Below are 22,681 nucleotides of genomic sequence, written 5' to 3'. Positions count from 1 at the left end.
ATACACTATGATGTGAAAAGTGAGATAGAGAAGAGGGTATGAAATGAATGCGATTATTTATGCACGTGTGAGCACGACGAAAGAAGCGCAGGAAACATCATTAACACGCCAAAAAGATGAATTATTGCATTTAGCTAAACAGTATCAAATGAATATTGTAAGAGTAGTAGAAGAAAAAGCGAGCGGATATAGCATAGAACGAGATGGTATTTTAGAAGTGTTAGATACCATTCGTGATGAACATGTTGACGTGCTTCTCATTCAAGATGAAACACGTCTTGGGAGAGGGAATGCGAAAATCGCCTTAATGCATTGTTTACAAAAAGAAGGAGTAAAAGTATATACACATGCACATAATGGCGAATTACAGCTTTCTGACGCAGATTCAATGGTACTTGATATTATTGGTATAGTAGAAGAATACCAGAGGAAGATTCATAATTTAAAGATTAAACGTGGAATGAAGCGAGCTGTAGAAAATGGATTTCGTCCAGAGAAAAATTTAAAGAATCGTCATTTAAGCACAGGTCGGGAGAAAAAAGAAGTGCCTATCGAAGAGATTATTCGTCTGCGCCGCAATGAATTAACATTTGAAGAAATTGCAGCAACGCTTCGTGGTTTTGGTCATGAAGTATCAAAAGCGACTGTACATCGCCGGTATGTAGAGTATACGAAGCAATTGCTTGATAAACAAGAGTAACTATTGTATGATAATAATCAGTTTTTAGTAGAAAGGGGATTCGAGATGCTAAGTCACGAACTCATTGAACGCATTAATTTCTTAGCGAAAAAAGCAAAAGCAGAAGGTTTAACGGAAGAAGAGCAACGTGAGCGTCAATCGCTCCGTGAACAATATTTAAAAGGTTTTCGTCAAAACATGTTAAACGAATTGAAATCAATCAAAGTTGTTAACGAAGACGGTAAAGACGTTACGCCGAAAAAGTTAAAAGAATTAAAAAAACAAAATAAAGCAAAGTTAAATTAAAAGATGGGCGCAGCCCATCTTTTTTAAGTTTGATAGGAAAATTCATTATTTAACAACTTTCCAATTATGATTAGTCATCGCTTCGATTGTTTTTCGTTCTAATATGTAATTTGCAATGAGCTCAGACATATCAATTGGTATATCTTTTATAATGGGCTTATTTTGATACATTACGTAATTTCCGCCACCACTTGCACGATAATTGTTCATGACAACGTCATACTCTTGATGCAAGTGAAGAGGAGACCCTTCATATTGTAGGGAAACGACTCTTTCCCCAACTGGTTTTGAAATGTTTAATATGTATGAAATTCCTTCCCACATATCGTAATTATAATGCTGCGGTTTTGGTTTGATATATGAAGGGTTTACAATGATATTTCCATCTGTATCTAACGAGAAATATTTGGCAGATAGCTCAAGGGCCTCTTTTATATCTTTTCCTGTAACACGAATGACCTTTAGGGTATTGGGATAAATATAATTCGAAACAATATCTCTCATTGTAATGAGGTTTGGAAAGCCGGAAGATTCATTATGAAACAAGCTTGTACAAGAAATATTCACTCCAGCTACATCCATCTGTACTTTATTTATAAATTCGATGAAGGGATGATCTTGCAAACGAGTTTGCATCGCATCGCGAATCAGCATATCACCAATAATAGTACCAATGGGTTGATCTAACCAACGCTGAGTTTGGTTTTCGTATGCAGATGCCAGTGAAAGTACCATTTCGTCTGCTGGAACATTTTCCGCAGATAACAATTCAGAATAACATTCCTCAACAATCCACTCGGTATTATCCTTTTTTAAGGAGACGTGTACTTTTCCTAATGATTTCCCATTGCTGCCCGCCTGTAAGACGGTCACTCCATTTATTTTTGTATGAGCAATATAGCGATGTTGGTGTCCTGTTAACAATACATCGATTCCTTCTACTTCTTGACATATTGCGTATCCTTGATTTTCCCCAGTTAAAACTTCTGTTGGCTCTCCAGTTTGCAAATCTCGTTCAAACCCTCCGTGATATGACACAATAAGTAAATGAGGTTGTTCCTGTTTACGAATATAGGAAATCCATTTTTTGGTTGATTTTAATGCATCTTCAAAAGTTAAATTTTCAATATGTTGTGGTTGTTCCCAGTTCGGGATATAGTGAGTTGTAACCCCTAGTATCGCAATTTTTATATTAGGATGTATATATTTAATGATATAGGGTTTTCCAAAGTAGGGCTCCATTGTTTTTTTATCTAAAATGTTACCAGCTAGGTAGGGCATCTTTGCATTTGTAATTGCTTTGTTTAATATGTCCATTCCATAGTTGAATTCATGATTGCCAATAATCGCTGCATCATAGCCGATATGATTGGCGATGATGGACATGGGGTGTTTTTCATGTTGCATATATTTGGCGTAGTAATAAGTAAATGGAGTTCCTTGTATGAAATCACCGTTATCGATCAAGATTACATGTTCATTTTGGGTACGTTCTTGCGCAATACGTGTTGCAAGTTTTGCTAATCCGAATTCTGCTTTTTCGTTATTTTGATAGTGAATAGGGTAAACCGTACCGTGTACATCACTTGTTAGTAAGATAGTTATATTTACTACGTTATTCAGATTCAACAGTATCACCCTTCTTTATTGTTAACTTATGATAAATCATAACAAATAATTTTAATAAAATATTTATGGTTATTATTATTGATTTCATTCTTAATTCAATTCGCAAATAGATTGTATAAATAATTTGTATCCTACTTGAAAAACGTCTTCTATTTTGGGTTAATATCTGAATAGAAAACGTTTTTTATATTTTTTATCTTTTTGTGTTGACTCTAACGTTACGTCATACTTTATCGTATGTACTAAGGGAGGGCAAAATGATGACAATGAAAGTAAAAGAAGTAGCAGATTTAGTTGGTATTAGTGTGCGCACACTACATCACTATGATGAAATTGGGTTATTAACTCCTGAGGAGACGACCGAATCTGGTTATCGCCTTTATTCCAACGATAATTTGGAGACATTGCAACAAATCCTGTTTTTTAAAGAACTTGGCTTCCCTTTAAAGAAAATTAAAGAAATTATCAATGATCCTTCATTTAATCGAGAAGAGGCACTCGTTTTGCATCGTAAAATGCTGCTTGAGAAGCGCTTTAGACTCGATAAAGTGATTGCAACGATTGATAAGACGATTCAACATACGAGAGGAGAAATTCAAATGACGAACAAAGAAAAATTTGAGGGCTTTGATTTTAGTCAAAACCCATACGAGCAAGAAGCACGTGAAAGATGGGGAAATGAAGCGGTAGACAAGGCAAATAAAACAGCAGCAAACATGACGAGAGAGAAACAAGAAGAATATAATGCAATCTATAGGAAACTTGCGGCACTTCGTAATGACTCACCTGAATCAGAGCAGGCTCAAAAAGCGATTAAAGAATGGTATGACTATTTGCAGAATTTTGGTCAATACTCATTAGATGCATTTAAAGGCCTAGGACAAATGTATGTCGATGATGAACGTTTTACAAAAAATATTGACCAATTCGGTGAAGGTTTAGCGAAATTTATGCGTGATGTGATGGCAGTGTATGCAGATCGTAATAAGAAGTAAAGTGTATGCTTGCAATTTTAAAGGTCCTATTCTTCATTTGGAGAATAGGACCTTTTGATTGTGAAATAAAAAAACTTGGCTTCTATATTAGAAAGTGTGGTTATCAGTTGTAATCAAAATACGATATTTAAAATCATGAATAAAAAATATGTGTATCATTTCGAATGCAATGTTTAAAGATAATGAGGGGTAGCATGTAATTATTGATTAGTGACAAGAAATAAAGAATTCAAGGGTATAAGAAAGGTTTGGACATAAGAGTATAGCTGATATACATTGTGAATTTTAGTACGTTTTTTGAACAAATCCGAAAAAACATAAACATATTTGTCCGTACATGTTGTATCTGCGTGGTGCCATGGGGAACTTAAAAATCTCCGAGAATGTAACATTATCATCTTATAGTGAGTATCTAGATCTCACGTTCAAGTGGCACAGGAAAGATGAAATATTTGATCAATGCATTGAATTTGGTGGAGATGATTATAGTTATGGCGTGAGGATACCTGTAAAAACCTATAAATGATAGGGAAAGGGGCGTTTAACCATGTCTTACACTGAATGGTATGAAAATACGTTTGGTGACAAATGGACAGACAATCATGCTGTTTTGATGAGTTTGCTAGATGAATATGAAGCGTATTGTAAAGACAATAATATAAAACCGATATGGAACGGATAAGAAACTGAACAAAAACGCTATTTGAGTATGGAATCGAAAAAGAGCACTAAATAAAAGTGCCCTTTCAAGAATTTATATTTTTGTTTGTTCAATATTAATAATTACTAACAAAAAGAAATTGGAGTTTGCTTACTGCTGTATAAGATACAGAAAAATTACTATTGTATGGATTGTTAAGAATGCGCTTATTGAAATTGTTGTTGACCGCCCATTTGTTGGCCTTGTTGACCGCCCATTTGTTGGCCTTGTTGACCGCCCATTTGTTGGCCTTGTTGACCACCCATTTGACCAACTTGTGATTGAGCCTGAGAAATAGCTTGATTTACTTGGCTTAATGTCTGATTAGCTTGTAGATACTGTAATCCTTGATTTAGTGTTTGAATAGCTTGTTGAATAGTTTGTTGTAATTGTTGATCAGCTTGTTGCATTTGTTGTTGAGACTGCTGGCTAAATTGTTGAAGCTGTTGCATCAGTTGGTTAGCTTGTTGCAATCCTTGTTGCGGTTGTTGTTGACCTTGAGATGCTTGAGATAAAGACTGCTGAAACTGCTGAATTTGATTTTTAAGACTAGTTAATTCTTGTGAAACTTCTAAATCAGCAGCTTTTCGTGCCACAGCTTCAACTTGTTTCTCTGTTTGTTTGTCCATTTTAAAATCCTCCTTTTGTACCCACATAGTAGTGAGCACCATTTTTTATAATGTACAAACTTTTGCTTTTAATACTAAATAAAAAATAAATTTAAATGTAGAGAATCGGGAAAAGTGGCATTAAGATAAAGCTTTAATTACAAATAGGACAAGCGAAATTGCTTGTCCCATGAGGAGTAAAATAACTTAGGAAGATTTTAAAAACACCAAAATGACTCGTATTGGTAAATTGAATCATGAATAGTATGTGTGAATTGGAAAGGAGTATACAAAAAAATAACAGACAACTTTTTTAGTTGCCTGCCTGTGGGTCTCATGAGTTTGAGAGATCAACTAATCGCTTACTCATTGAAAGAAAGAGTGAAGCAGCTAGTTCGAACGGCTTATGGATAGTGTGTGCATCCTTTTTGAAAATATGTAAAAAAGAAGATGTCTATTTAAAAAATCAAAAAGAGCACTAAACAAAAGTACTCTTATCAGGGCCCTCAGAGAGTGGAATATGGCACACATGATAATATATGCCAGTTACTCATCGAGGTGTAAATATCTAATAAAAATTTCATTTTGTAGTAAAGGGGAATGGATGAATATGTACGATAAAGAGAAAGTTTATGATGATGAAATTGCACCGTTAATGCAGCAGATTTTAGAAATTTGTAAAAGAGAAGAACTTCCGATGGTCGCACAGTTTTATTTAGCAGAAGAGTCTCCATACAGTGATGCTGTTCAACCGTTATATTGTTCGTCAGTAATCGTTCCAGGTAAACGTAATGAAGAAGAAGGAATTCAGCAGTTACAATCAATTGCTCAAATTATGAAATATGGAACAAATGGACCGCCAGTAGTAATGACGGCAATGATTCGAAAATAAAAGAGCAGCTAGCAAAAGCTAACTGCTCACTCTTGGAGAGGGGAGAATAGGCCTACAGGTTGTGAATTCTAGGAGTAGCCTGTTTGTAGTATGTGCAGATGGAGAAATAGTATGCGGAGTGATGATGGATGAGGAAATTCGAACTGTTCTTAGCTGATATTTTCTTTCTACTAGGGACAACCTTCACAATTATTTCTGGTCGGTTAATGCGTCACGGTGACGCGGTAGATCAGATGAAACGTATGCGGAATAACTGGTTAAAAACAGATGCTTTCAAGTTAACAGAAGACAGCTGGCAGGGATATAAGGAATAAAAACTCAACAAAATAATCCTTTTATAGACAGGAGAAAATAGTTTGCAATTATGTACAGCGTGTGAAAAAGCACTTAGTAAAGGATATTATTGTGAATATGACAATACATATTATTGTAATATGGAATGTGTTAAAGCAGCCATGAAGCCAAGATGTTATAATAGATTATTGAAAGAGCAAAATTTATATTGGACAGTTTGTAAGAAGGAAGAAGAAAAATAAATATTGTCCTACCAGAATAACTGGCGGACATCAAATCATAAAGAGCGATATTAATATCGTTCTGTGGTTTGGTGTTCGCTTTTTTTATTTTATTAAAATAGACAAGGAGTGTTTATATATATGACGCAATTAACTTTATTACCAGAAATTGATAGTAAAGCAACACAGGCTCGTTTAGAAGCAATTCTTGAAAATGTTCGTATTTATAGACAGTTTGGGATGATTAGAAATGAGATGAAGGTCACAGCTTCTTGTGAGGTAAGATATCACGGCCCAACAAATGTTGTTGGAAAGCCAGCAGAAGATGTTGCTTTAGCAAATGTAGAATTGAGTGAACGGGAAGAGAAGTTACAGCACTTATCCTTTCAAATTGATAAAGCATTAAGTCGATTTAGTAAGAATCAAAGAGAAATAATTGTAAAGCGCTATTTAGAAGATGAAGATGTTTTTGATTATATGGTTTATAACGAGATTGGCATGAGTGAACGTACGTATAGACGTAATAAAGCTAATGCTTTTTATAAGCTTGCATTTGCACTTAGATTAGAAGTTTATGAGCAAAAGGAAGGTGAACAAGAGTGAATTTTGTTCAGCCCATTCGTGATCCAGAACAAATACAACAGATTAAAGAGTATTTAAAAGAGAAGAATGAACGCAATTATATTCTCTTTGTAATGGGAATTAATACGGGATTGCGTATAAGTGATATTTTAAAATTGAAGGTTGGAGATTTAAAAGGCAGTCACATTTCTATGAGAGAAAAGAAAACAGGGAAACAGAAGCGTATTCAAATAACTCCAGCATTAAAAAGAGAGTTGAAATGGTTCATTGAAGAAAGAGAGGACAAAGAGTATTTAATAAAGAGTAGACAAGGTAGTAACAGACCGATTGGTAGAAGTATGGCATATAAAATACTTAGAAGTACAGCAGCAGAGTTTGGTTTAGATGAGATTGGCACGCATACATTACGTAAGACATTCGGATATCATATGTACATGCAAACAAAGAACATAGCCTTGCTTATGGAGATATTTAATCATTCATCAGAAAGAGTAACACTTAGATATATAGGGGTAAACCAAGATGCAATGGATAGAGCGATGACTAAGTTTAAGATTTAGTAATTCGCTTTTTATTTATGTAGATGGGCAGGTACAACATAAAAAATATCGAATAAATACATTCAATAGTATTGTTTGCTTTGGATATGAATATTAGTTAAAGGTACGTTAATTACATTCCAGTCAGTAACCAAAAAGACGATTAAATAACAGAGGGAGCAAATTACATGGAAAATATATTAAAAGTATCATCAAAATCAAATCCCAATTCAGTTGCAGGCGCAATTGCAGGCGTATTAAGAGAAAGCGGTAATGCAGAAATTCAGGCGATTGGAGCTGGCGCTATAAATCAAGCAATTAAAGCCATTGCTATTGCAAGAGGATTCGTAGCTCCTAGTGGTATTGACTTGGTTCTTATTCCAGCATTTCAAGAGATTTCAATCGATAATCAAGAAAGAACAGCAATCAAATTAATTGTAGGTCCTAGAAAATCTAGGTCTTAGAAGAGACCAACAATATAAGAATATTTGAAAAGACCGATAGAAGTCGGTCTTTTTCTTTTTTACTTATAGTTAACCATTTTTATTGTGTTGTGTAACTCAAAAAAGAAAGTGTTATAAAGTTAATAATAGAGTTGGAGAACAAGGATGGGGCTTTTATACGCGCGGCAATAACCAATGGTATAAATTTGCAAACGGATAAACTATTAGGAGTGATAGAATGCAAGAACAAATAGGGAGTCAATATTTAGGAAGTTTATCTGAAGTACAAGATTCTGGACAAGGTGATGGTAGTGTTATCATTACTATTCCGCGCCAGTACGTTGAAGCAATCGGTGTTCAAATAGGAAGACGTGTAGAGATTACAGCAAATACCGATTGCATTTTTATTGGTTCGATTGATCATCCATGTGATTTTTGTGGTACGAAAACAGAACTGAAGTTAGTTACATTACAGAACGGTGTTGTAAAAGAATTATGTCCAAGTTGCGCAAATTTATTTCCGCAACCGAATCCATTAGAGGAGCAATAATTGCTGCTCTTTTTTATTTAGAAAGGTGAAGGAAACAAAAATAAATAAAAAAAGAGGGAAAAATATGATAGTTAAAACATATGAAATTAATCTTGACCTAATTAATAACACATCTTTATCTTCTAATATTAGATTTTCACAAAATGATCAAAACACAGCTAAAATTATTTTTAATGTAAAAAACAACGGTGAAGGAGTTGATTTGTCTAACTCAACAACAGTAAGAGTTTCATTCAAGAAACCGGACGGAACTCGTGTTTTTCAAGAAGATTGCGAACCTATCAATCCATTAAACGGTAAATATCAAATTATCTTAAAAACACAAACATTAGCAGCATTAGGTAACGTTATTGGACAAGTTCACATCGGAGAAGATACAAGAATGGCTGATACACAAAAATTCATGTTTCTTGTTGATGAATCATTATCTAGTGATGAGGCGATTGAATCAACAAACGAATTTAACGTTATTCAAAAAGCAATTGAGGCAGGGGAAAAGTTCGAAGGTGTAGACGTTGATAAGATTATTGAAGCAGGAGAAAAAGCGACTGCTACACAGGATCAAATTGACAAAAATACAAGTGGAATCAGCACTTTGAATGGAATTAATGAAAATAAATTCTCTTATACTTACAAAGCTGATGGATCAGTTGATGTTATCACTGAAAAAGATAAAACAAATGCAATTGTGAGCACAACTACATTTACTTATCTTGCAAGTGGTGACGTTGATACGAGCGTGAAAGTAATGAACGGACAAACAGTAACAACTAAGTATAACTATGATACAAATGGAAATTTAACTAGTACTGTCAATACAAAAGCGTAAGGTGGTGATAGTGTGAGCGATTTAGGTTTAGTCAATTCAATGAAAGCATTGAAAGAAGTAAAGAAAGTAAATAACAACTCAGCAAAATTAACAAACGGACTTCAGTTAGGGTCTAGAATTGCGTTAATGTCTGACTCAATAGGACAATCTCCATTTTATGTAGGCAATCCCGGAGGAAATAACGACAATATACGAATGCGTGGGGAAACATGGATTGCTACAGCTTCTATTCATTCAGGGGGGCTAATCCGAATCGGTATTAATGCCGCAGTAGCAGGAAATACAACACAACAAATGTTAGATAGAATTGATACTGATTTAGGATTGCGGGTAAATGAGTGGGATACACTCACTATTTGCGGTGGCGTTAACGATGCGTTGTTACAACCTACAGAAACGGCTAAAAACATTGAAGCAATGGCTATAAAGGCATTACAGTGGGGTAAAAACGTTATTTTTTGCACTTTATTTCCTGCAAATGCACATAATGAGCGGACTAGAATAAGAAAAATAAATTATTTAGTATCAGCACTCGCTGCAAAATATCATGCTCCTTTGATTGATTTTCATAATGAATTTTTAGACCCGGTAACTGGGGGATGGAAAACAGGTCTAAACTATGATTCTATTCATCCTAATTTAGCGGGAGTAAATAAAGCTGGTAAATTTTTTGCCGATAAGATAAAACCACTAATGCAAACAGCTACATCATTTATTGCTTTAGATAATTTAGATACTAGAGTTCTTATAAACGGTAATACATTCAACCCGTTATGGTTGATAGATAGCAACGGTGATTCTATCCCGGACGGTTTTTCTGTGAGTGCCAATCCTGGCGGATATGTATACGAGTTCTCGAATAATCCTACTTTCGATGCTGATGCCGTACGATGCAAAATTACATCAACAGGAAGCGAAACAGGTTCATTCAATGTAAATGCATCATTCCTAAATGATAAATGGGCTGTAGGTGACTTATGTCAAGTTGCATTAAAAATCAAATTTATACCGGGAACTGTAGGAATCGCAGCACCTAAGTTTACACTTCGCGTAGTAGCAACAGGGTCAGTGGAAGGATACGCTTTTCAGCAAGAGTTACAAGCAAATCATAATGGCATAATTGTATCAGAACCATTTGCAATCCCTAATGGAACAACTGCTTTTTTGTATCGTATGGAAGTCTCGGGAGGAGCTTTTGATACGGAATTTTCAAGACCTACTTTAATCAACCTTACAAAACAAGGAATGATTTAAAAAACAACATTTGAAATATAAAAGAGGTGAAATCATGAGTGATTTAGGTTTTGTGAATTCGATGAAAGCACTGAAAGAAACAAAGAAAATGGATAGTAAATTAGAGTTCGGAAATTCAATTCCAAAAACATTGATCTCATTCTTTCCGACACTATCAACTGATTTTTCACAGTATTGGAATGCTAATGGAGATGTTTTTATCCCGACACAAACCACATCAATGGTGCATACTACGGAATCAAACACATTGTCTAATATTGACGGAATACGGCTATCCTTTAAAATTTTCGTTGATACAGCTAAAACTGCAGGGGTAATGATTGGGTTTAAAGACTTTACAAGCGGGCAGCGTTTCTTGGTAGGATACGAACCAACAAACAATGCAATATGTATGTATCATGAAAATGGTGGATTCAAAAATATTGTTACTACTGGATTGAATGGTGAACATGAAATTGTCATAGAGCGGAATTCACTTTCCGAAATTTATGTGTACGTTGATAAGAAGCGTTACAATGTCAAAGATTACTATCCATCAATTGTTATGAGTTTCCATAAAGTGAGAACGCAATTAAAATCAACGAATCTAGTTGAATGGGTTGCAAAAGAACTACGGCTTGTTTCTGTACCTGCCATTGGTTTGAATGGAGCGAAAAAACTTTCAACACAAGGTGCTACACAAGGGAAAAATGTATATATTTATAAATTTGGCGGAAAAGGTAACGATTGGTGTTTTGTTCGCACTCCTGCTAATTATGACCCGAACGGGAAACCTCACCCTTTTGTTATTTGTAACCACGGGAACGGTTGGAATATGGACGGCACAGAAGCAACCGCAAATTGGACAAGCAAAACACAATTCGGGGTAGACACACAAAACAACAATGCTTATATGGACACGAATAATCCGTATTATAAAAAATACTCAAATGAAACAATTGAGAGACTATTAGAAGCCGGATATGTAGTATGCGGAGCAGAAAACTACGGTGATGGTTTATATGGAAATGATAATTGTCGACAAGCATGTGTTGACTTCTTCTATCATATGAGAAAAAACTATAATGTTGAAGAGAAATGTTTTATGATTGGCGCTTCAAATGGAGCTATGACATCATTGAATGCTATGTATTTACTTGGTGGGATAACAAGAGTGAAAGCGATGATATTACAATATCCACTCACTTGTTTATGGAAACATTACAATGGCTATCCATCACATCGGGCACCTATTGAAACAGTATATGACATTTCAACAGGATTGACAGAAGCACAGTTTGAGAAAGCTACGCGAACGCATGATCCTGAGAAAGTGAATACGTTGCTTATTGACGGTGTACGAATGAAAACAACGGCTATTTCACCAATAAAATTTTATTATTCCTTAACTGATGGTGTAACAGACCCGGTTAACAATACATTACCTCTTATGAAAGTCTTAGAAGATAGCAATATGGTGAATGAAGGTGTGCAGGTAGATGCTGATTTAGTTACTCGTCCACATGGAGATTGGAAGCATTTTGATCCTGTCGCTTATTTGGCATGGTTTGAGAAGTATCGTTAAGATATATAACAGGATATTCGCCTCATATTGTTGTATTTTGATATAAATAGGAGGCGAGAAATAATGTATGTTAAACATGTAGATTTTAATGGTATCGAAAATGAGAATATGAAAATTTGGAGGTATATGGATTTTGCAAAGTTTGTTAGTCTTTTAAATGAACAATCCTTGTTCTTTACCAGAATCGATAAATTCGAAGACCGTTTTGAAGGATCGTTTTCTGTAGCAAATGAACAGTTAAGACCTGCAGTTTATGGGGGGAATCCTCCATCTCAGGCGATGTATTATGCAACAGAAAAGATTTTTAATGAAACGAAGCCTTTTATTATTGCTAACTGTTGGCACATAAACCCGCATGAATCAGCTGCAATGTGGAAGCTCTATTTAAAAAGTAACGAGGGCATTGCGATTCAATCAACATTTAAAAGATTGGCAGACAGCTTTACAGAAACATCTAAGGACGTATATATAGAGAAGATAAGGTATATTGATTATGAGAAAGACTGGATGCATGAGGGAAATGTGTATTATCCATTGCTTCATAAACGTAAATCTTTTGAACACGAAAAAGAACTAAGAGCTTTTATTGATGAATCATATATGGATGAAGAGGATAAAATCTGTGGCCCTAGTATTAGTGGAGGAATCAACGTTTCGGTAAACGTTGAAACGTTGATTGAAAATATCTATGTTTCACCTGATGCACCTAAGTGGTTTTCGGATTTAGTGAAATCTATTACTAATAAATATGGAATTCAAAAACCGGTAGAACAATCGAAATTGAAGGTATTGTATTAAGGTAATTTAGATGTTTGAGAAGAGAACTGATTAGGTTCTCTTTTTCTTTATAAAATATGGCTTATATAACAAAATGAAGCGTGCTTATTGCAGGCTTTTTTATTTTTCATAAAGGAGATGATAAAAATGGAAGAGCAAGTTTTCAATGTAATGCTATCACAGGGCGCTTTTGGCGCTCTTTTTGTTTGGCTTTTATTCTCAACACGAAAAGAGAGTAAAGAGTTATTAGAAGCGACACGAAAAGAAAACAAAGAACGTGAAGACAAATATCAGCAAGTCATTGAAAAGAACCAAGAAGTCATCGAAGAACAAGCAAAATCATTCGGTTCACTTTCTAAAGATGTATCAGAAATCAAACAAATTCTTGGTACGAAAGGTGATAGATAATATGAAAAAATCAATTAAACTCGTTTCCTCTGTATTTATGACTCTAACGCTCCTGTTCAGCTTCGCAACAGGGGCTTTTGCTGATAGAAAGCTTATTATTGATGATTTACCTAAAATGCCATACCATTATGGTGTAGGGGCATATGAAGGCGTTGTAGCGCATAGTACAGCGACACCAGAGGCTCCGGCAATCAACATCCAAAAATATGAGTCTCGTACATGGTATAACGCTTTCGTTCACTATGCAGTAGATTGGAACGAAACAATTCAGATTGCTGACACGAATTACATTGCGTATGGAGCAGGACCAGCGGCAAACAAAAGATTCGTACACGTAGAGCTTTGCGAAACATCTGATTACGATAAATTCAAGCGTTCATACGATAAATATGTGAAACTACTCGCTAAAATCTTAAAAGATAACAATCTATCTGTTGAAAAAGGACTGTGGACGCATTCAGACGTAACTCATCAATTAGGCGGTACAGACCATGAAGACCCGCTAGACTACTTGCGTAGCCATGGTGTATCAGAAGCGCAATTCCGAGCAGACGTACAGAAAGCATATGATGGAGAAACTGTTACAGTTAAGCCAAAACCACAAGAACCTTCTTCAAGTGTTGTAGGTGCGACAGGGATTGCTTATATTGAAGGTTATAACGTAAACCTTCGTTCTGGACCATCGACAGATAATGGTGTTATTCGTAATCTTAAAAAAGGGGAGGCTTACAAAGTATGGGGTAAACTAGGAAACTGGTTAAACCTTGGAGGAAATCAATGGATTTATTATGACCCGTCTTATATTCGTTACAATAACAGTGAATCTTCTTCTGTAGCTGGCAAACGAGTAGTTTCCAATGTTGATAGTCTACGATTCTACTCTAAACCTTCCTGGGCTGATAGAGATGTTGCTGGAACAGTAGATGTAGGATTAGGATTCGAGATTGTAGATAAAGTATCTGTGAATGGTTCACCACAATATAAAGTGAAAAATAGCAGGGGTAATATGTATTACATTACTGCTAATCAGTATTATGTGAAAATTAAAGAATAAAATAAAAAGTGCCGGCTCTTACATAGAGTCGGCTTACCTTTTTATTTTGTAATTGTTCTTGTATAAAAAGAGATCTAGCTTAATAAACATGCGTTGAAGTTCTTTAAGGTTTATTTTTAAAACACTAGTTTTATTTTCATTTTTTAAAGTATCAATGAGATTTACAACATACTTATTAATAATCTGTATCGATAAACTTCGATTTGCAGAATTTACCACAGTGACAATTCGTCTTTCATCATCTTCTAATGCAGGATTATATGTACCATAAAAAACATTACTATTCTCTAATCCACGTTGTTTTTTTAACGAATCATTCACACATTTTTTTACTAACTCTTCCATTTTGACACATTCATCATAAGTCATGTTAATTTCATTAATTTCTTGAGTCTTAAAATATTCTTGAGTAATTCGAATTGTTTTTTGTTCTGAATCAGTTTCTAATAATATTGTTTGGTAAGTGTTTTCTTTGAATATCCCTTTTCTTTGCAATTTAATCACCGATATCCTTATGTTTTTATGAAAAATCTGGAGTTTATTTTAAATCAGATATACTTCTAACTTCTTTTTCTTTCGCCTTAAATTCCTTTTTATATTGCTTAAATTCAGCTTTATCCACTCTGAACTTTTCACCAGTAGCCATATTCTTAACTAAATATGTTTTAGCTGTAAATTCTTTTATTATGAAATAAATTGTAAATAATATAAGAGATAATCCCAGTGTTAAAATTGATGAAAAAACTGCAGTTAGAGTCAATATAGTATCTAAATAGCTACTCGTCTTAAAATTAATCTGTTTCCAGCGGCAGCTTCCGCTTGTTGTAGCTGTTGCATGCGTTACAATGACGCGACTGTATCATAATCCATGAAAATTCCCCTCAAGTGATATAATAAATCCATTATATCAAACTTTTGGAAATTTAATATTTATATTATTCAATGTACATAAATCAAATTTTCTCATATAAAAATGAGTTTTCATCTATTTGCGCTAATTTGTCTCGCATCATATACTCAAATTGCTTTACTTGTCATTTTGTAGGAGAGGCCTAAGCCACTCCTATCTTTTAACATATAAATTCAAATGGATATAGCTTGGAGAATTAAATCAGTTTAACTTTTAATACTGAACACATCAAAGGGCTATATTATAAAAGATAACGGAAACTAAACAGGATAAGGTCTAGTGGAGAATGAGATTTTATTTACAATTTGTAAGTTACAGTTTGCGACGCGAAGGCACTTAATGGCTGTGCATGATATGGGTGGCATTAGAAATGTAAATCGAACACTATATGATTTGTTAGATAGGTTTTTTGTTATGCAGGACAAATTTTAATTTGACCACATTGACCACATTTTTGACCACATTCTTTTTAAAAAAGTGTGAAAATCTAAAAAAAGTATAGCAAATTGAAATCCTATACATTGTAGATTTTAGTACGTTTTTTGAACAAATCCGAAAAAACATAAACATATTTGTCCGTACATGTTGTATAATCTTGCAAGGAAAGATATCATATAGATGTGTAAAACGAAAACGTTTACTACTATAAACGAAGGGAAGAATATCATGTCACATTCAATCGAACAACTTTCTATCAACACGATTCGCACATTATCCATTGATGCGATTGAAAAAGCAAACTCTGGTCACCCAGGAATGCCAATGGGTGCAGCACCAATGGCATATACACTATGGACGCAATTTATGAAACATAATCCAAATAATCCAACATGGTTTAACCGTGATCGTTTCGTATTATCTGCAGGGCATGGCTCAATGTTACTATACAGCTTACTTCATCTATCTAGTTATGACGTAACAATGGATGATTTAAAGAATTTCCGCCAATGGGGAAGTAAAACACCAGGGCACCCTGAATTCGGTCATACACCAGGTGTAGATGCAACAACAGGTCCACTTGGACAAGGTATTGCAACAGCTGTTGGTATGGCAATGGCTGAAAGACATTTAGCAGCGAAGTACAATCGTGATGAGTATAACGTTGTTAACCACTATACATATGCAATTTGCGGTGATGGAGACTTAATGGAAGGCGTTTCTGCTGAAGCATCTTCATTAGCGGCTCACTTAGGATTAGGCCGTCTTGTTGTGTTATATGATTCTAACGATATTTCATTAGATGGTGATTTAAATCGTTCTTTCTCTGAAAGCGTAGAGGATCGTTATAAAGCATACGGCTGGCAAGTAATCCGTGTTGAAGATGGGAACGATATCGGAGCAATTGCGAAAGCGCTTGAAGAGGCAAAAGTTGACGAAAAACGTCCAACATTAATTGAAGTAAGAACAACAATCGGATTCGGTTCACCAAACAAATCTGGAAAATCAGCTTCACATGGTTCTCCGCTAGGTGTAGAAGAAACGAAATTAACAAAAGAAGCATATACTTGGGCATTTGAACAAGATTTCCATGTACCAGAAGAAGTATATGAGAACTTCCGTAAAACAGTACAAGATGCTGGACAAACAGCAGAAGCTGAGTGGAATGCAATGCTTGATGGTTATGCAAAAGCATATCCAGAATTAGCAGCTGAACTGCAAACAGCAATGAAAGGTCTTCTTCCAGAAGGTTGGGATAAGAACTTACCAACATACGAAATGGGTTCAAAAACAGCAACTCGTTCATCTTCAGGACAAATTATTAATGCAATTGCTGAATCTGTACCATCATTCTTTGGTGGATCTGCGGACCTTGCTGGTTCTAACAAAACATACATGAACAAAGAAAAAGACTTCACAAGAGAAGACTACAGCGGTAAAAATATTTGGTACGGTGTACGTGAGTTCGCAATGGGTGCAGCAATGAACGGTATTGCACTTCATGGCGGTTTAAAAACTTACGGTGGTACGTTCTTCGTATTCTCTGACTACTTACGTCCAGCAATTCGTCTTGCTGCGTTAATGCAATTGCCAGTAACATATGTGTTCACACATGATAGTATCGCAGTTGGAGAAGATGGACCAACGCATGAGCCAGTTGAACAGCTTGCAGCTCTTCGTGCAATGCCAAACGTATCTGTTATTCGTCCTGCTGATGGTAACGAATCTGTTGCAGCTTGGAAGTTAGCGTTAGAATCTACAAAAACACCAACAGCATTAATCTTAACTCGTCAAGATCTTCCAACATTAGAAGGTGCTAAAGACGATACGTATGAAAAAGTTGCGAAAGGTGCATACGTAGTTTCTGCAAGCAAGAAAGAAATTGCTGATGTAATCTTACTTGCAACTGGATCTGAAGTAAGCTTAGCAATTGAAGCGCAAACAGCATTAGCACAAGACGGTGTTGACGCAGCTGTTGTCAGCATGCCGTCTATGGACCGCTTTGATGCACAATCTGCTGAATATAAAGAATCTGTATTACCAAAAGCAGTAACAAAACGTTTCGCAATTGAAATGGGTGCTACATTCGGATGGCATCGTTACGTTGGTCTTGAAGGAGATGTGCTAGGTATCGATACATTCGGTGCTTCTGCTCCTGGTGAAAAGATTATGGAAGAATACGGATTCACTGTAGAAAACGTTGTTCGCAAAGTAAAAGAAATGCTTTAATGATTTTGGAAAAATCTCTCCGGCATGGAGAGATTTTTCTATGTAAAAAGATTTATCCCGTATTAACGGGCAGTAAGACCCCGATTGGTGAGATTTTTCCATCAGTAGAGGATAAAGAAAATCCCCTACTGATGGGAGTTTCACTTTATTCGACAGAAAAAGTTTTTTCTTTCTCCGCAGTCAGACAATCATTGCATATTTGTTTCTATATAATGAAGGGAAATAAAGTTGTCCAATGCGGGAGGGAAAGTATGAGAACGTATGAACTATACTTAATTCAAGAAGATGTTACGAAGTCGTATTTTGGTCGTGAGTTTTTATTGTTTGATTTGTTTGCTCGTTTTGCACAGTCTCGTTCCCTTTCAGAAAAGAAAGTGCTATATAAACAAATAAAGTATATTACGTTGCCCTTACAAGTAATGAAATTACATCATAAAATGGAACAGGCACTGCGAACATATGGGAAATATGAAAGAAATGAGCATACCCATATAATATCTAAAGGAAATGTGTATGGGGAAGTGAGTATTAAGCCACAGTATATTCGAATGCATACTTCTGAAAATGTTGAAATGGAAACAACCATTTTTGAAGTACTTAGAAAATGTGAATTAACATTTCTTGCGATGGATTATGAGAGTAAACAATACGGATGGTTAAATCCTCTTAAACAAGTGCGTACTTATATATAAAAAATGTCGAATACAATCTTGTCTTATTGAAAAGGTTTTAGTACACTGTAAGGTAGACAACATGAAGGAGGAAAATATATGTCAATTTGGGTAGTTGTTCTAGTGGGCGTATTAGCACTAGTAGCAGGCGTTGCGTTAGGATTTTTCATCGCACGCAAATATATGATGAACTATTTACAAAAAAATCCACCAATTAATGAACAAATGTTAAAAATGATGATGATGCAAATGGGACAAAAACCATCCCAAAAGAAAATCAATCAAATGATGAGCGCAATGAATAAACAACAACTGAAATAAGCGCTATAAAAGGCACTCGAATAGGGGTGCCTTTTTATTTTGTTTTCTAAAGTTGTTTTAAACTTTAAAAAATTCAGTAATTTTGATAAACTGAAAACATCGCTCATTTGGGATAGGAGGTATATAATGAAAGTTTTTTTAGACTTAGCATGGTTTTTTAAACAAGAGAAACGAGCGTACATAACTGGTATTTTTTTATTGTTTGGCGTTGCTCTTCTTGAGCTTGTGCCACCAAAAGTGATCGGCATCGTTGTTGATGAAATTAGCAATCATTCATTAACAGCTGAGAAGCTATTACAATGGGCAGGAATTTTAATTGGTGCTGGGGTGACGATGTATATTTTGCGTTATGTGTGGCGCATAATGATTTTCGGTTCTTCTTTAAAGTTAGCCCGTCAATTACGTCAAAAACTGTATAAGCACTTTACTAATATGAGCCCATCATTCTACCAAAAGCATCGTACTGGTGATTTAATGGCACACGCAACAAATGATATTCAAGCAGTTCAGCAAACGGCTGGTTCGGGGGTGTTAACGTTTGTAGACTCATTAGCGGTGGGTGGATGTGTCCTTGCTGCGATGGGGTTTACGATTAGTTGGAAGTTAACATTACTCAGTTTAATTCCAATGCCAATCGTAGCGATTGCGACAAACTATTATGGAACGTTGTTACATCGTCGTTTTCATAAAGCGCAGCAGGCTTTTTCAGAGATTAATGATAAAGTTCAGGAAAGTATGAGTGGAATGAAGGTAATTCGTTCACTTGGTCAAGAAAAAGAAGATTTACAAGCATTTCGCGATAAATCGGAAGATGTAGTACAGAAAAATATTCTTGTTGCCCGTATTGATTCATTATTTGACCCAACAATTTCTTTAATTGTAGGTTTTTCTTTCTTAATTGCAGTGTGTTATGGCTCTGTATTGGTTGTTCGTGGTGAGCTTACGATAGGAGAACTTATTACGTTTACTTCTTATTTAGGAACGCTCGTATGGCCAATGTTAGCGTTTGGTTGGCTATTTAATATTATGGAGCGTGGGCGTGCTTCTTATGATCGTATTCAAAAATTATTCATGCAAGTATCAGATGTTGTGAATAGAGAAGAGGCAAGCGAAGAAGTAGCAAGTGGTAATATCGAGTTTGATATTGAGGCATTCTCGTACAAGAAAAATGAAGTGATAAATCTACAAGGGATTCATTTTTCTTTACAAAAAGGGGAAACTTTAGGGATTGTAGGACGTACTGGAGCAGGAAAAACAACATTATTAAAGTGTTTAATTCGAGAATATGATCATTTTGATGGGGCGGTACGAGTTGGAGAAACCGATATTCGAGATATGACATTACATGCTATTCGTTCCGCTATTTCGTATGTACCACAAGATCATTTCTTATTTTCTGCAAATATAGGAGAAAATATCGCATTTGGAAAACCGGATGCTACCTATAAAGATATTGCACATGCAGCTACCATTGCATGTATTCATGAGGATATTACGAAATTTCCAGAAGGATATGAAACAGTGGTTGGTGAACGCGGCGTTTCTTTATCAGGTGGCCAAAAACAGCGTATTTCGATTGCGCGTGCATTATTAACAAATGCTGAAATTTTAATTTTAGATGACTGTTTATCAGCAGTAGATGCAAAAACAGAAGAAACGATTTTAGCGGCGTTAAAGCGTGAACGTGAAAATAAAACGACTATTATTACAGCGCACCGCCTAAGTGCTATTCAGCATGCGAATTTAATTCTCGTTATTGACGATGGGAAGATTGTACAGCGTGGAACGCACGAAAGTTTGATGCAACAAGACGGCTGGTATAAAGACATGTATGAAAGTCAACAATTAGAAGCACTAGTTGAGAAAGGAGGGGTATAATGAACGAGAAAAAACGAAGCGATCTATGGCGTCTATTATCCTATATGAAGCCATATAAAAAACTGCTGACACTAGCGTTTTTATTTTTAGTTGGTGCAACTGTAGCGGAAATGATGGGCCCTTTTTTAATTAAGGAATTTATTGATGAACATTTAGTTCCGAGGAATTTTGAGCAAAATGTATTAGTGACGTTATTTGTTGTGTATATAGTTTTTCATTTATTAAAAGTACTCTTTACGTATTTGAATTTATTATATTTCCAAAACATTGCCTTCAAAATTGTGCAAGATATGCGTGTGGAAGTATATGAACATGTTCAAAGTTTATCGCTTAGCTTCTTTGATCGTACACCAATTGGAACGCTCGTTTCTCGAATAACGAACGACACAGAAGCAATTAAAGATTTCTTTGTAAGTGTATTATCTACTTTTGTAAAAAATATTGTGTTTTTAATCGGTATTTTAATATCTATGTTTCTACTTAACGTGAAGCTTGCCTTATTTTCATTACTTCTTATTCCAACTATGATTACCATTATGGCTTTTTATCGTCGCAAGAGTTCAGTCTTTTATTTAGAACTTCGCAATCAATTAAGTGTATTAAATGCAAAATTGAATGAATCTATTCAAGGTATGAACATTATTCAAGTATTCCGCCAAGAAAAACGGATGCGTAAAGAATTTGAAGAAGTAAATGAAAAACACTACGGAGCAGGCCGTCGCAATTTGAAATTAGATGCACTGCTTTTACGTCCGGCGACCGATCTTGTTCATATTTTGGCAATTGTATTGGTGTTGACGTTGTTTGGAATTGATGCAATGCATAGTCCTGTTGAAGTTGGTGTATTATATGCTTTTGTTAACTACATTCATCGTTTCTTTGATCCAATAAACGAAATGATGATGAAATTGTCTTTCTTTCAGCAAGCAGTTGTGTCATCGTCGCGTGTGTTTCATTTAATGGATGAAAAAGATTTAGCACCAGTACAACAAGGTAATGGAACTCCTTTCATGACGGAAGGGGAAATTGAGTTTAAAAATGTTACTTTCTCTTATGATGGAAAACGTGACGTACTGAAAAATGTATCTTTTCATGTAAAACCTGGGCAAACTGTTGCTTTTGTTGGGCATACAGGTAGTGGGAAAAGCACAATTATGAACTTATTGATGCGTTTTTATCATGTTAATCAAGGAGAAATTGTAATTGATGGGGTTCGGTTAGAGAACTTTCAAGAGATGGAAATACGAAAACGTATCGGTCTTGTATTACAAGATGCTTTCTTGTTTGCTGGAACAGTTAAACAAAACATTCGCATGTACGATGAAAATATTACAGATGAAGAAGTGGAAGAAGCTGCAAAATTTGTGCAAGCAAATACATTTATTGAACAGCTATCAGATCAATATGATACAGAGGTAGTTGAAAGAGGAGCGGCGTTTTCAAGCGGTCAAAGACAGCTTGTAGCATTTGCGAGAACTGTTGCTACAAATCCGAAAGTATTAGTGCTAGATGAGGCAACAGCAAACATCGATACAGAAACAGAAGAAGCAATTCAAACAGCATTGCAGCGTATGCGAAAAGGGAGAACAACCATTGCGATTGCACATCGTTTATCGACAATTCAAGATGCTGACCAAATCTTTGTGATGCATGATGGTCAAATTGTTGAGAGAGGAACACATCAAGAATTGTTGACGCAACAAGGGTTATATTACAATATGTATTTGTTGCAGAATAAAGGAAGCCTTCAGAAAGCCTTGTAGGAACAAGGTTTTGAAGGCTTTATTTTTGTTGAGATGTGCATATTGAATTCAATACCGGATTTTTAGAGAGTTTTTATATAATGTTTAATAGAATTTAAATATTTGTTTTCTGTTCATTCATTACTTAACAATAAGGATTGCATGAAA

At 35.3% G+C, this 22,681-nt stretch carries 25 protein-coding genes and 2 pseudogenes; 23 read left to right on the top strand and 4 right to left on the bottom strand.

The genetic code is table 11. From position 1 onward, the window contains the following. Positions 1-43: 43 nt before the first annotated feature. Together NKR74_RS14680 and NKR74_RS14675 are read left to right on the top strand one after the other, a co-directional pair. Positions 44-700, top strand: coding sequence for a YneB family resolvase-like protein (locus NKR74_RS14680; protein ID WP_253630055.1), 657 nt, complete (start codon positions 44-46; stop codon positions 698-700). Between the two features lie 45 nt (positions 701-745). Continuing rightward, positions 746-985, top strand: coding sequence for a DUF896 domain-containing protein (locus tag NKR74_RS14675; RefSeq protein ID WP_098311098.1), 240 nt, complete (start codon positions 746-748; stop codon positions 983-985). Between the two features lie 45 nt (positions 986-1,030). Here NKR74_RS14675 and NKR74_RS14670 read toward each other — a convergent pair whose 3' ends face one another. After that, a complete protein-coding gene (locus NKR74_RS14670; protein WP_253630054.1) occupies positions 1,031-2,614 on the bottom strand; it encodes a bifunctional metallophosphatase/5'-nucleotidase in 1,584 nt (527 codons plus the stop codon). Positions 2,615-2,874: 260 nt separating this feature from the next. On the opposite strand from NKR74_RS14670, the gene NKR74_RS14665 reads away from it, so the two are divergent. Together NKR74_RS14665 and NKR74_RS23960 are read left to right on the top strand one after the other, a co-directional pair. Then, positions 2,875-3,609, top strand: a complete 735-nt coding sequence (locus NKR74_RS14665; RefSeq protein ID WP_253630053.1) for a MerR family transcriptional regulator — start codon at positions 2,875-2,877, stop codon at positions 3,607-3,609. A gap of 547 nt (positions 3,610-4,156) precedes the next feature. Further along, positions 4,157-4,291, top strand: coding sequence for a hypothetical protein (locus NKR74_RS23960; protein WP_301287706.1), 135 nt, complete (start codon positions 4,157-4,159; stop codon positions 4,289-4,291). 185 nt (positions 4,292-4,476) lie between these two features. Here the strand turns inward: NKR74_RS23960 and NKR74_RS14660 are convergent, their stop codons facing one another. Further along, the gene (locus NKR74_RS14660) at positions 4,477-4,938 is read right to left on the bottom strand and encodes a hypothetical protein (protein WP_253630052.1); all 462 of its coding nucleotides are present in this window, start codon (positions 4,936-4,938) and stop codon (positions 4,477-4,479) included. Between the two features lie 583 nt (positions 4,939-5,521). On the opposite strand from NKR74_RS14660, the gene NKR74_RS14655 reads away from it, so the two are divergent. The 13 genes from NKR74_RS14655 to NKR74_RS14595 all read left to right on the top strand — a co-directional run bounded on the left by NKR74_RS14655 (position 5,522) and on the right by NKR74_RS14595 (position 14,324). Then, on the top strand, positions 5,522-5,809 hold the full coding sequence (locus NKR74_RS14655; RefSeq protein ID WP_253630051.1) for a hypothetical protein: 288 nt from the start codon (positions 5,522-5,524) through the stop codon (positions 5,807-5,809). Between the two features lie 128 nt (positions 5,810-5,937). Continuing rightward, on the top strand, positions 5,938-6,123 hold the full coding sequence (locus NKR74_RS14650; protein WP_253630050.1) for a hypothetical protein: 186 nt from the start codon (positions 5,938-5,940) through the stop codon (positions 6,121-6,123). A gap of 42 nt (positions 6,124-6,165) precedes the next feature. Then, positions 6,166-6,345: a hypothetical protein gene (locus NKR74_RS14645; protein ID WP_253630049.1), complete on the top strand. Its 180-nt coding sequence runs from the start codon at positions 6,166-6,168 to the stop codon at positions 6,343-6,345. A 120-nt stretch (positions 6,346-6,465) separates the two neighbouring features. Continuing rightward, positions 6,466-6,927: an ArpU family phage packaging/lysis transcriptional regulator gene (locus tag NKR74_RS14640; RefSeq protein ID WP_253630048.1), complete on the top strand. Its 462-nt coding sequence runs from the start codon at positions 6,466-6,468 to the stop codon at positions 6,925-6,927. Further along, on the top strand, positions 6,924-7,466 hold the full coding sequence (locus NKR74_RS14635) for a site-specific integrase (RefSeq protein ID WP_253630047.1): 543 nt from the start codon (positions 6,924-6,926) through the stop codon (positions 7,464-7,466). The genes NKR74_RS14640 and NKR74_RS14635 overlap by 4 nt, the downstream gene beginning before the upstream one ends. Positions 7,467-7,633: 167 nt before the next feature. Further along, a complete protein-coding gene (locus NKR74_RS14630) occupies positions 7,634-7,909 on the top strand; it encodes a stage V sporulation protein S (RefSeq protein ID WP_253630046.1) in 276 nt (91 codons plus the stop codon). 217 nt (positions 7,910-8,126) lie between these two features. After that, positions 8,127-8,438: an AbrB/MazE/SpoVT family DNA-binding domain-containing protein gene (locus NKR74_RS14625; RefSeq protein WP_253630045.1), complete on the top strand. Its 312-nt coding sequence runs from the start codon at positions 8,127-8,129 to the stop codon at positions 8,436-8,438. A gap of 64 nt (positions 8,439-8,502) precedes the next feature. Next, entirely contained in the window at positions 8,503-9,267 is a 765-nt protein-coding gene (locus tag NKR74_RS14620) for a BppU family phage baseplate upper protein (protein WP_253630044.1), read from the top strand. 12 nt (positions 9,268-9,279) lie between these two features. Further along, the gene (locus NKR74_RS14615; RefSeq protein ID WP_253630043.1) at positions 9,280-10,521 is read left to right on the top strand and encodes an SGNH/GDSL hydrolase family protein; all 1,242 of its coding nucleotides are present in this window, start codon (positions 9,280-9,282) and stop codon (positions 10,519-10,521) included. Positions 10,522-10,555: 34 nt separating this feature from the next. After that, positions 10,556-12,085, top strand: coding sequence for a hypothetical protein (locus tag NKR74_RS14610; protein ID WP_253630042.1), 1,530 nt, complete (start codon positions 10,556-10,558; stop codon positions 12,083-12,085). Between the two features lie 63 nt (positions 12,086-12,148). After that, positions 12,149-12,883 carry a hypothetical protein gene (locus NKR74_RS14605; RefSeq protein WP_253630041.1) on the top strand — a complete coding sequence of 245 codons (735 nt, stop codon included), beginning with the start codon at positions 12,149-12,151 and terminating at the stop codon, positions 12,881-12,883. 126 nt (positions 12,884-13,009) lie between these two features. After that, complete coding sequence (locus NKR74_RS14600; RefSeq protein ID WP_253630040.1) at positions 13,010-13,270, top strand: BhlA/UviB family holin-like peptide; 261 nt, start codon at positions 13,010-13,012, stop codon at positions 13,268-13,270. Between the two features lies 1 nt (position 13,271). Beyond that, the gene (locus NKR74_RS14595; RefSeq protein ID WP_253630039.1) at positions 13,272-14,324 is read left to right on the top strand and encodes an N-acetylmuramoyl-L-alanine amidase; all 1,053 of its coding nucleotides are present in this window, start codon (positions 13,272-13,274) and stop codon (positions 14,322-14,324) included. A gap of 33 nt (positions 14,325-14,357) precedes the next feature. Here NKR74_RS14595 and NKR74_RS14590 read toward each other — a convergent pair whose 3' ends face one another. Then, the gene (locus tag NKR74_RS14590) at positions 14,358-14,828 is read right to left on the bottom strand and encodes a hypothetical protein (RefSeq protein WP_253630038.1); all 471 of its coding nucleotides are present in this window, start codon (positions 14,826-14,828) and stop codon (positions 14,358-14,360) included. 34 nt (positions 14,829-14,862) lie between these two features. After that, positions 14,863-15,161: pseudogene (locus NKR74_RS14585) on the bottom strand (hypothetical protein). A 352-nt stretch (positions 15,162-15,513) separates the two neighbouring features. On the opposite strand from NKR74_RS14585, the pseudogene NKR74_RS14580 reads away from it, so the two are divergent. From NKR74_RS14580 to NKR74_RS14555, 6 genes and pseudogenes are all read left to right on the top strand, one after another. Beyond that, positions 15,514-15,630: pseudogene (locus tag NKR74_RS14580) on the top strand (replication-relaxation family protein); the annotation flags it as partial. A gap of 270 nt (positions 15,631-15,900) precedes the next feature. After that, entirely contained in the window at positions 15,901-17,901 is a 2,001-nt protein-coding gene (gene tkt, locus NKR74_RS14575; RefSeq protein WP_253630037.1) for a transketolase, read from the top strand. A 251-nt stretch (positions 17,902-18,152) separates the two neighbouring features. Beyond that, positions 18,153-18,593 carry a sporulation inhibitor of replication protein SirA gene (gene sirA, locus NKR74_RS14570; protein WP_253630036.1) on the top strand — a complete coding sequence of 147 codons (441 nt, stop codon included), beginning with the start codon at positions 18,153-18,155 and terminating at the stop codon, positions 18,591-18,593. A 78-nt stretch (positions 18,594-18,671) separates the two neighbouring features. Further along, entirely contained in the window at positions 18,672-18,893 is a 222-nt protein-coding gene (locus NKR74_RS14565; RefSeq protein WP_098309636.1) for a YneF family protein, read from the top strand. Between the two features lie 126 nt (positions 18,894-19,019). After that, a complete protein-coding gene (locus NKR74_RS14560) occupies positions 19,020-20,771 on the top strand; it encodes an ABC transporter transmembrane domain-containing protein (RefSeq protein WP_253630035.1) in 1,752 nt (583 codons plus the stop codon). After that, positions 20,771-22,534, top strand: a complete 1,764-nt coding sequence (locus NKR74_RS14555; RefSeq protein WP_253630034.1) for an ABC transporter ATP-binding protein — start codon at positions 20,771-20,773, stop codon at positions 22,532-22,534. Before NKR74_RS14560 ends, NKR74_RS14555 begins: the two co-directional genes overlap by 1 nt. Positions 22,535-22,681: the final 147 nt, after the last annotated feature.

The organism is Bacillus sp. 3103sda1 (assembly GCF_024159135.1).
GTDB classification, from domain to species: Bacteria; Bacillota; Bacilli; order Bacillales; family Bacillaceae_G; genus Bacillus_A; species Bacillus_A rhizoplanae.
Note: the sequence above shows the minus strand (reverse complement) of the source record. Positions and strands in the feature narration are given on the sequence as shown.

Bases quoted from the DNA above. Each gene is read 5' to 3' on its own strand.
- NKR74_RS14680 (WP_253630055.1), top strand. From the start codon at position 44: ATGAATGCGATTATTTATGCACGTGTGAGCACGACGAAAGAAGCGCAG.
- NKR74_RS14675 (WP_098311098.1), top strand. From the start codon at position 746: ATGCTAAGTCACGAACTCATTGAACGCATTAATTTCTTAGCGAAAAAA.
- NKR74_RS14665 (WP_253630053.1), top strand. From the start codon at position 2,875: ATGACAATGAAAGTAAAAGAAGTAGCAGATTTAGTTGGTATTAGTGTG.
- NKR74_RS23960 (WP_301287706.1), top strand. From the start codon at position 4,157: ATGTCTTACACTGAATGGTATGAAAATACGTTTGGTGACAAATGGACA.
- NKR74_RS14660 (WP_253630052.1), bottom strand. From the start codon at position 4,938: ATGGACAAACAAACAGAGAAACAAGTTGAAGCTGTGGCACGAAAAGCT.
- NKR74_RS14655 (WP_253630051.1), top strand. From the start codon at position 5,522: ATGAATATGTACGATAAAGAGAAAGTTTATGATGATGAAATTGCACCG.
- NKR74_RS14650 (WP_253630050.1), top strand. From the start codon at position 5,938: ATGAGGAAATTCGAACTGTTCTTAGCTGATATTTTCTTTCTACTAGGG.
- NKR74_RS14640 (WP_253630048.1), top strand. From the start codon at position 6,466: ATGACGCAATTAACTTTATTACCAGAAATTGATAGTAAAGCAACACAG.
- NKR74_RS14630 (WP_253630046.1), top strand. From the start codon at position 7,634: ATGGAAAATATATTAAAAGTATCATCAAAATCAAATCCCAATTCAGTT.
- NKR74_RS14625 (WP_253630045.1), top strand. From the start codon at position 8,127: ATGCAAGAACAAATAGGGAGTCAATATTTAGGAAGTTTATCTGAAGTA.
- NKR74_RS14620 (WP_253630044.1), top strand. From the start codon at position 8,503: ATGATAGTTAAAACATATGAAATTAATCTTGACCTAATTAATAACACA.
- NKR74_RS14610 (WP_253630042.1), top strand. From the start codon at position 10,556: ATGAGTGATTTAGGTTTTGTGAATTCGATGAAAGCACTGAAAGAAACA.
- NKR74_RS14605 (WP_253630041.1), top strand. From the start codon at position 12,149: ATGTATGTTAAACATGTAGATTTTAATGGTATCGAAAATGAGAATATG.
- NKR74_RS14600 (WP_253630040.1), top strand. From the start codon at position 13,010: ATGGAAGAGCAAGTTTTCAATGTAATGCTATCACAGGGCGCTTTTGGC.
- NKR74_RS14595 (WP_253630039.1), top strand. From the start codon at position 13,272: ATGAAAAAATCAATTAAACTCGTTTCCTCTGTATTTATGACTCTAACG.
- tkt (WP_253630037.1), top strand. From the start codon at position 15,901: ATGTCACATTCAATCGAACAACTTTCTATCAACACGATTCGCACATTA.
- sirA (WP_253630036.1), top strand. From the start codon at position 18,153: ATGAGAACGTATGAACTATACTTAATTCAAGAAGATGTTACGAAGTCG.
- NKR74_RS14565 (WP_098309636.1), top strand. From the start codon at position 18,672: ATGTCAATTTGGGTAGTTGTTCTAGTGGGCGTATTAGCACTAGTAGCA.
- NKR74_RS14560 (WP_253630035.1), top strand. From the start codon at position 19,020: ATGAAAGTTTTTTTAGACTTAGCATGGTTTTTTAAACAAGAGAAACGA.
- NKR74_RS14555 (WP_253630034.1), top strand. From the start codon at position 20,771: ATGAACGAGAAAAAACGAAGCGATCTATGGCGTCTATTATCCTATATG.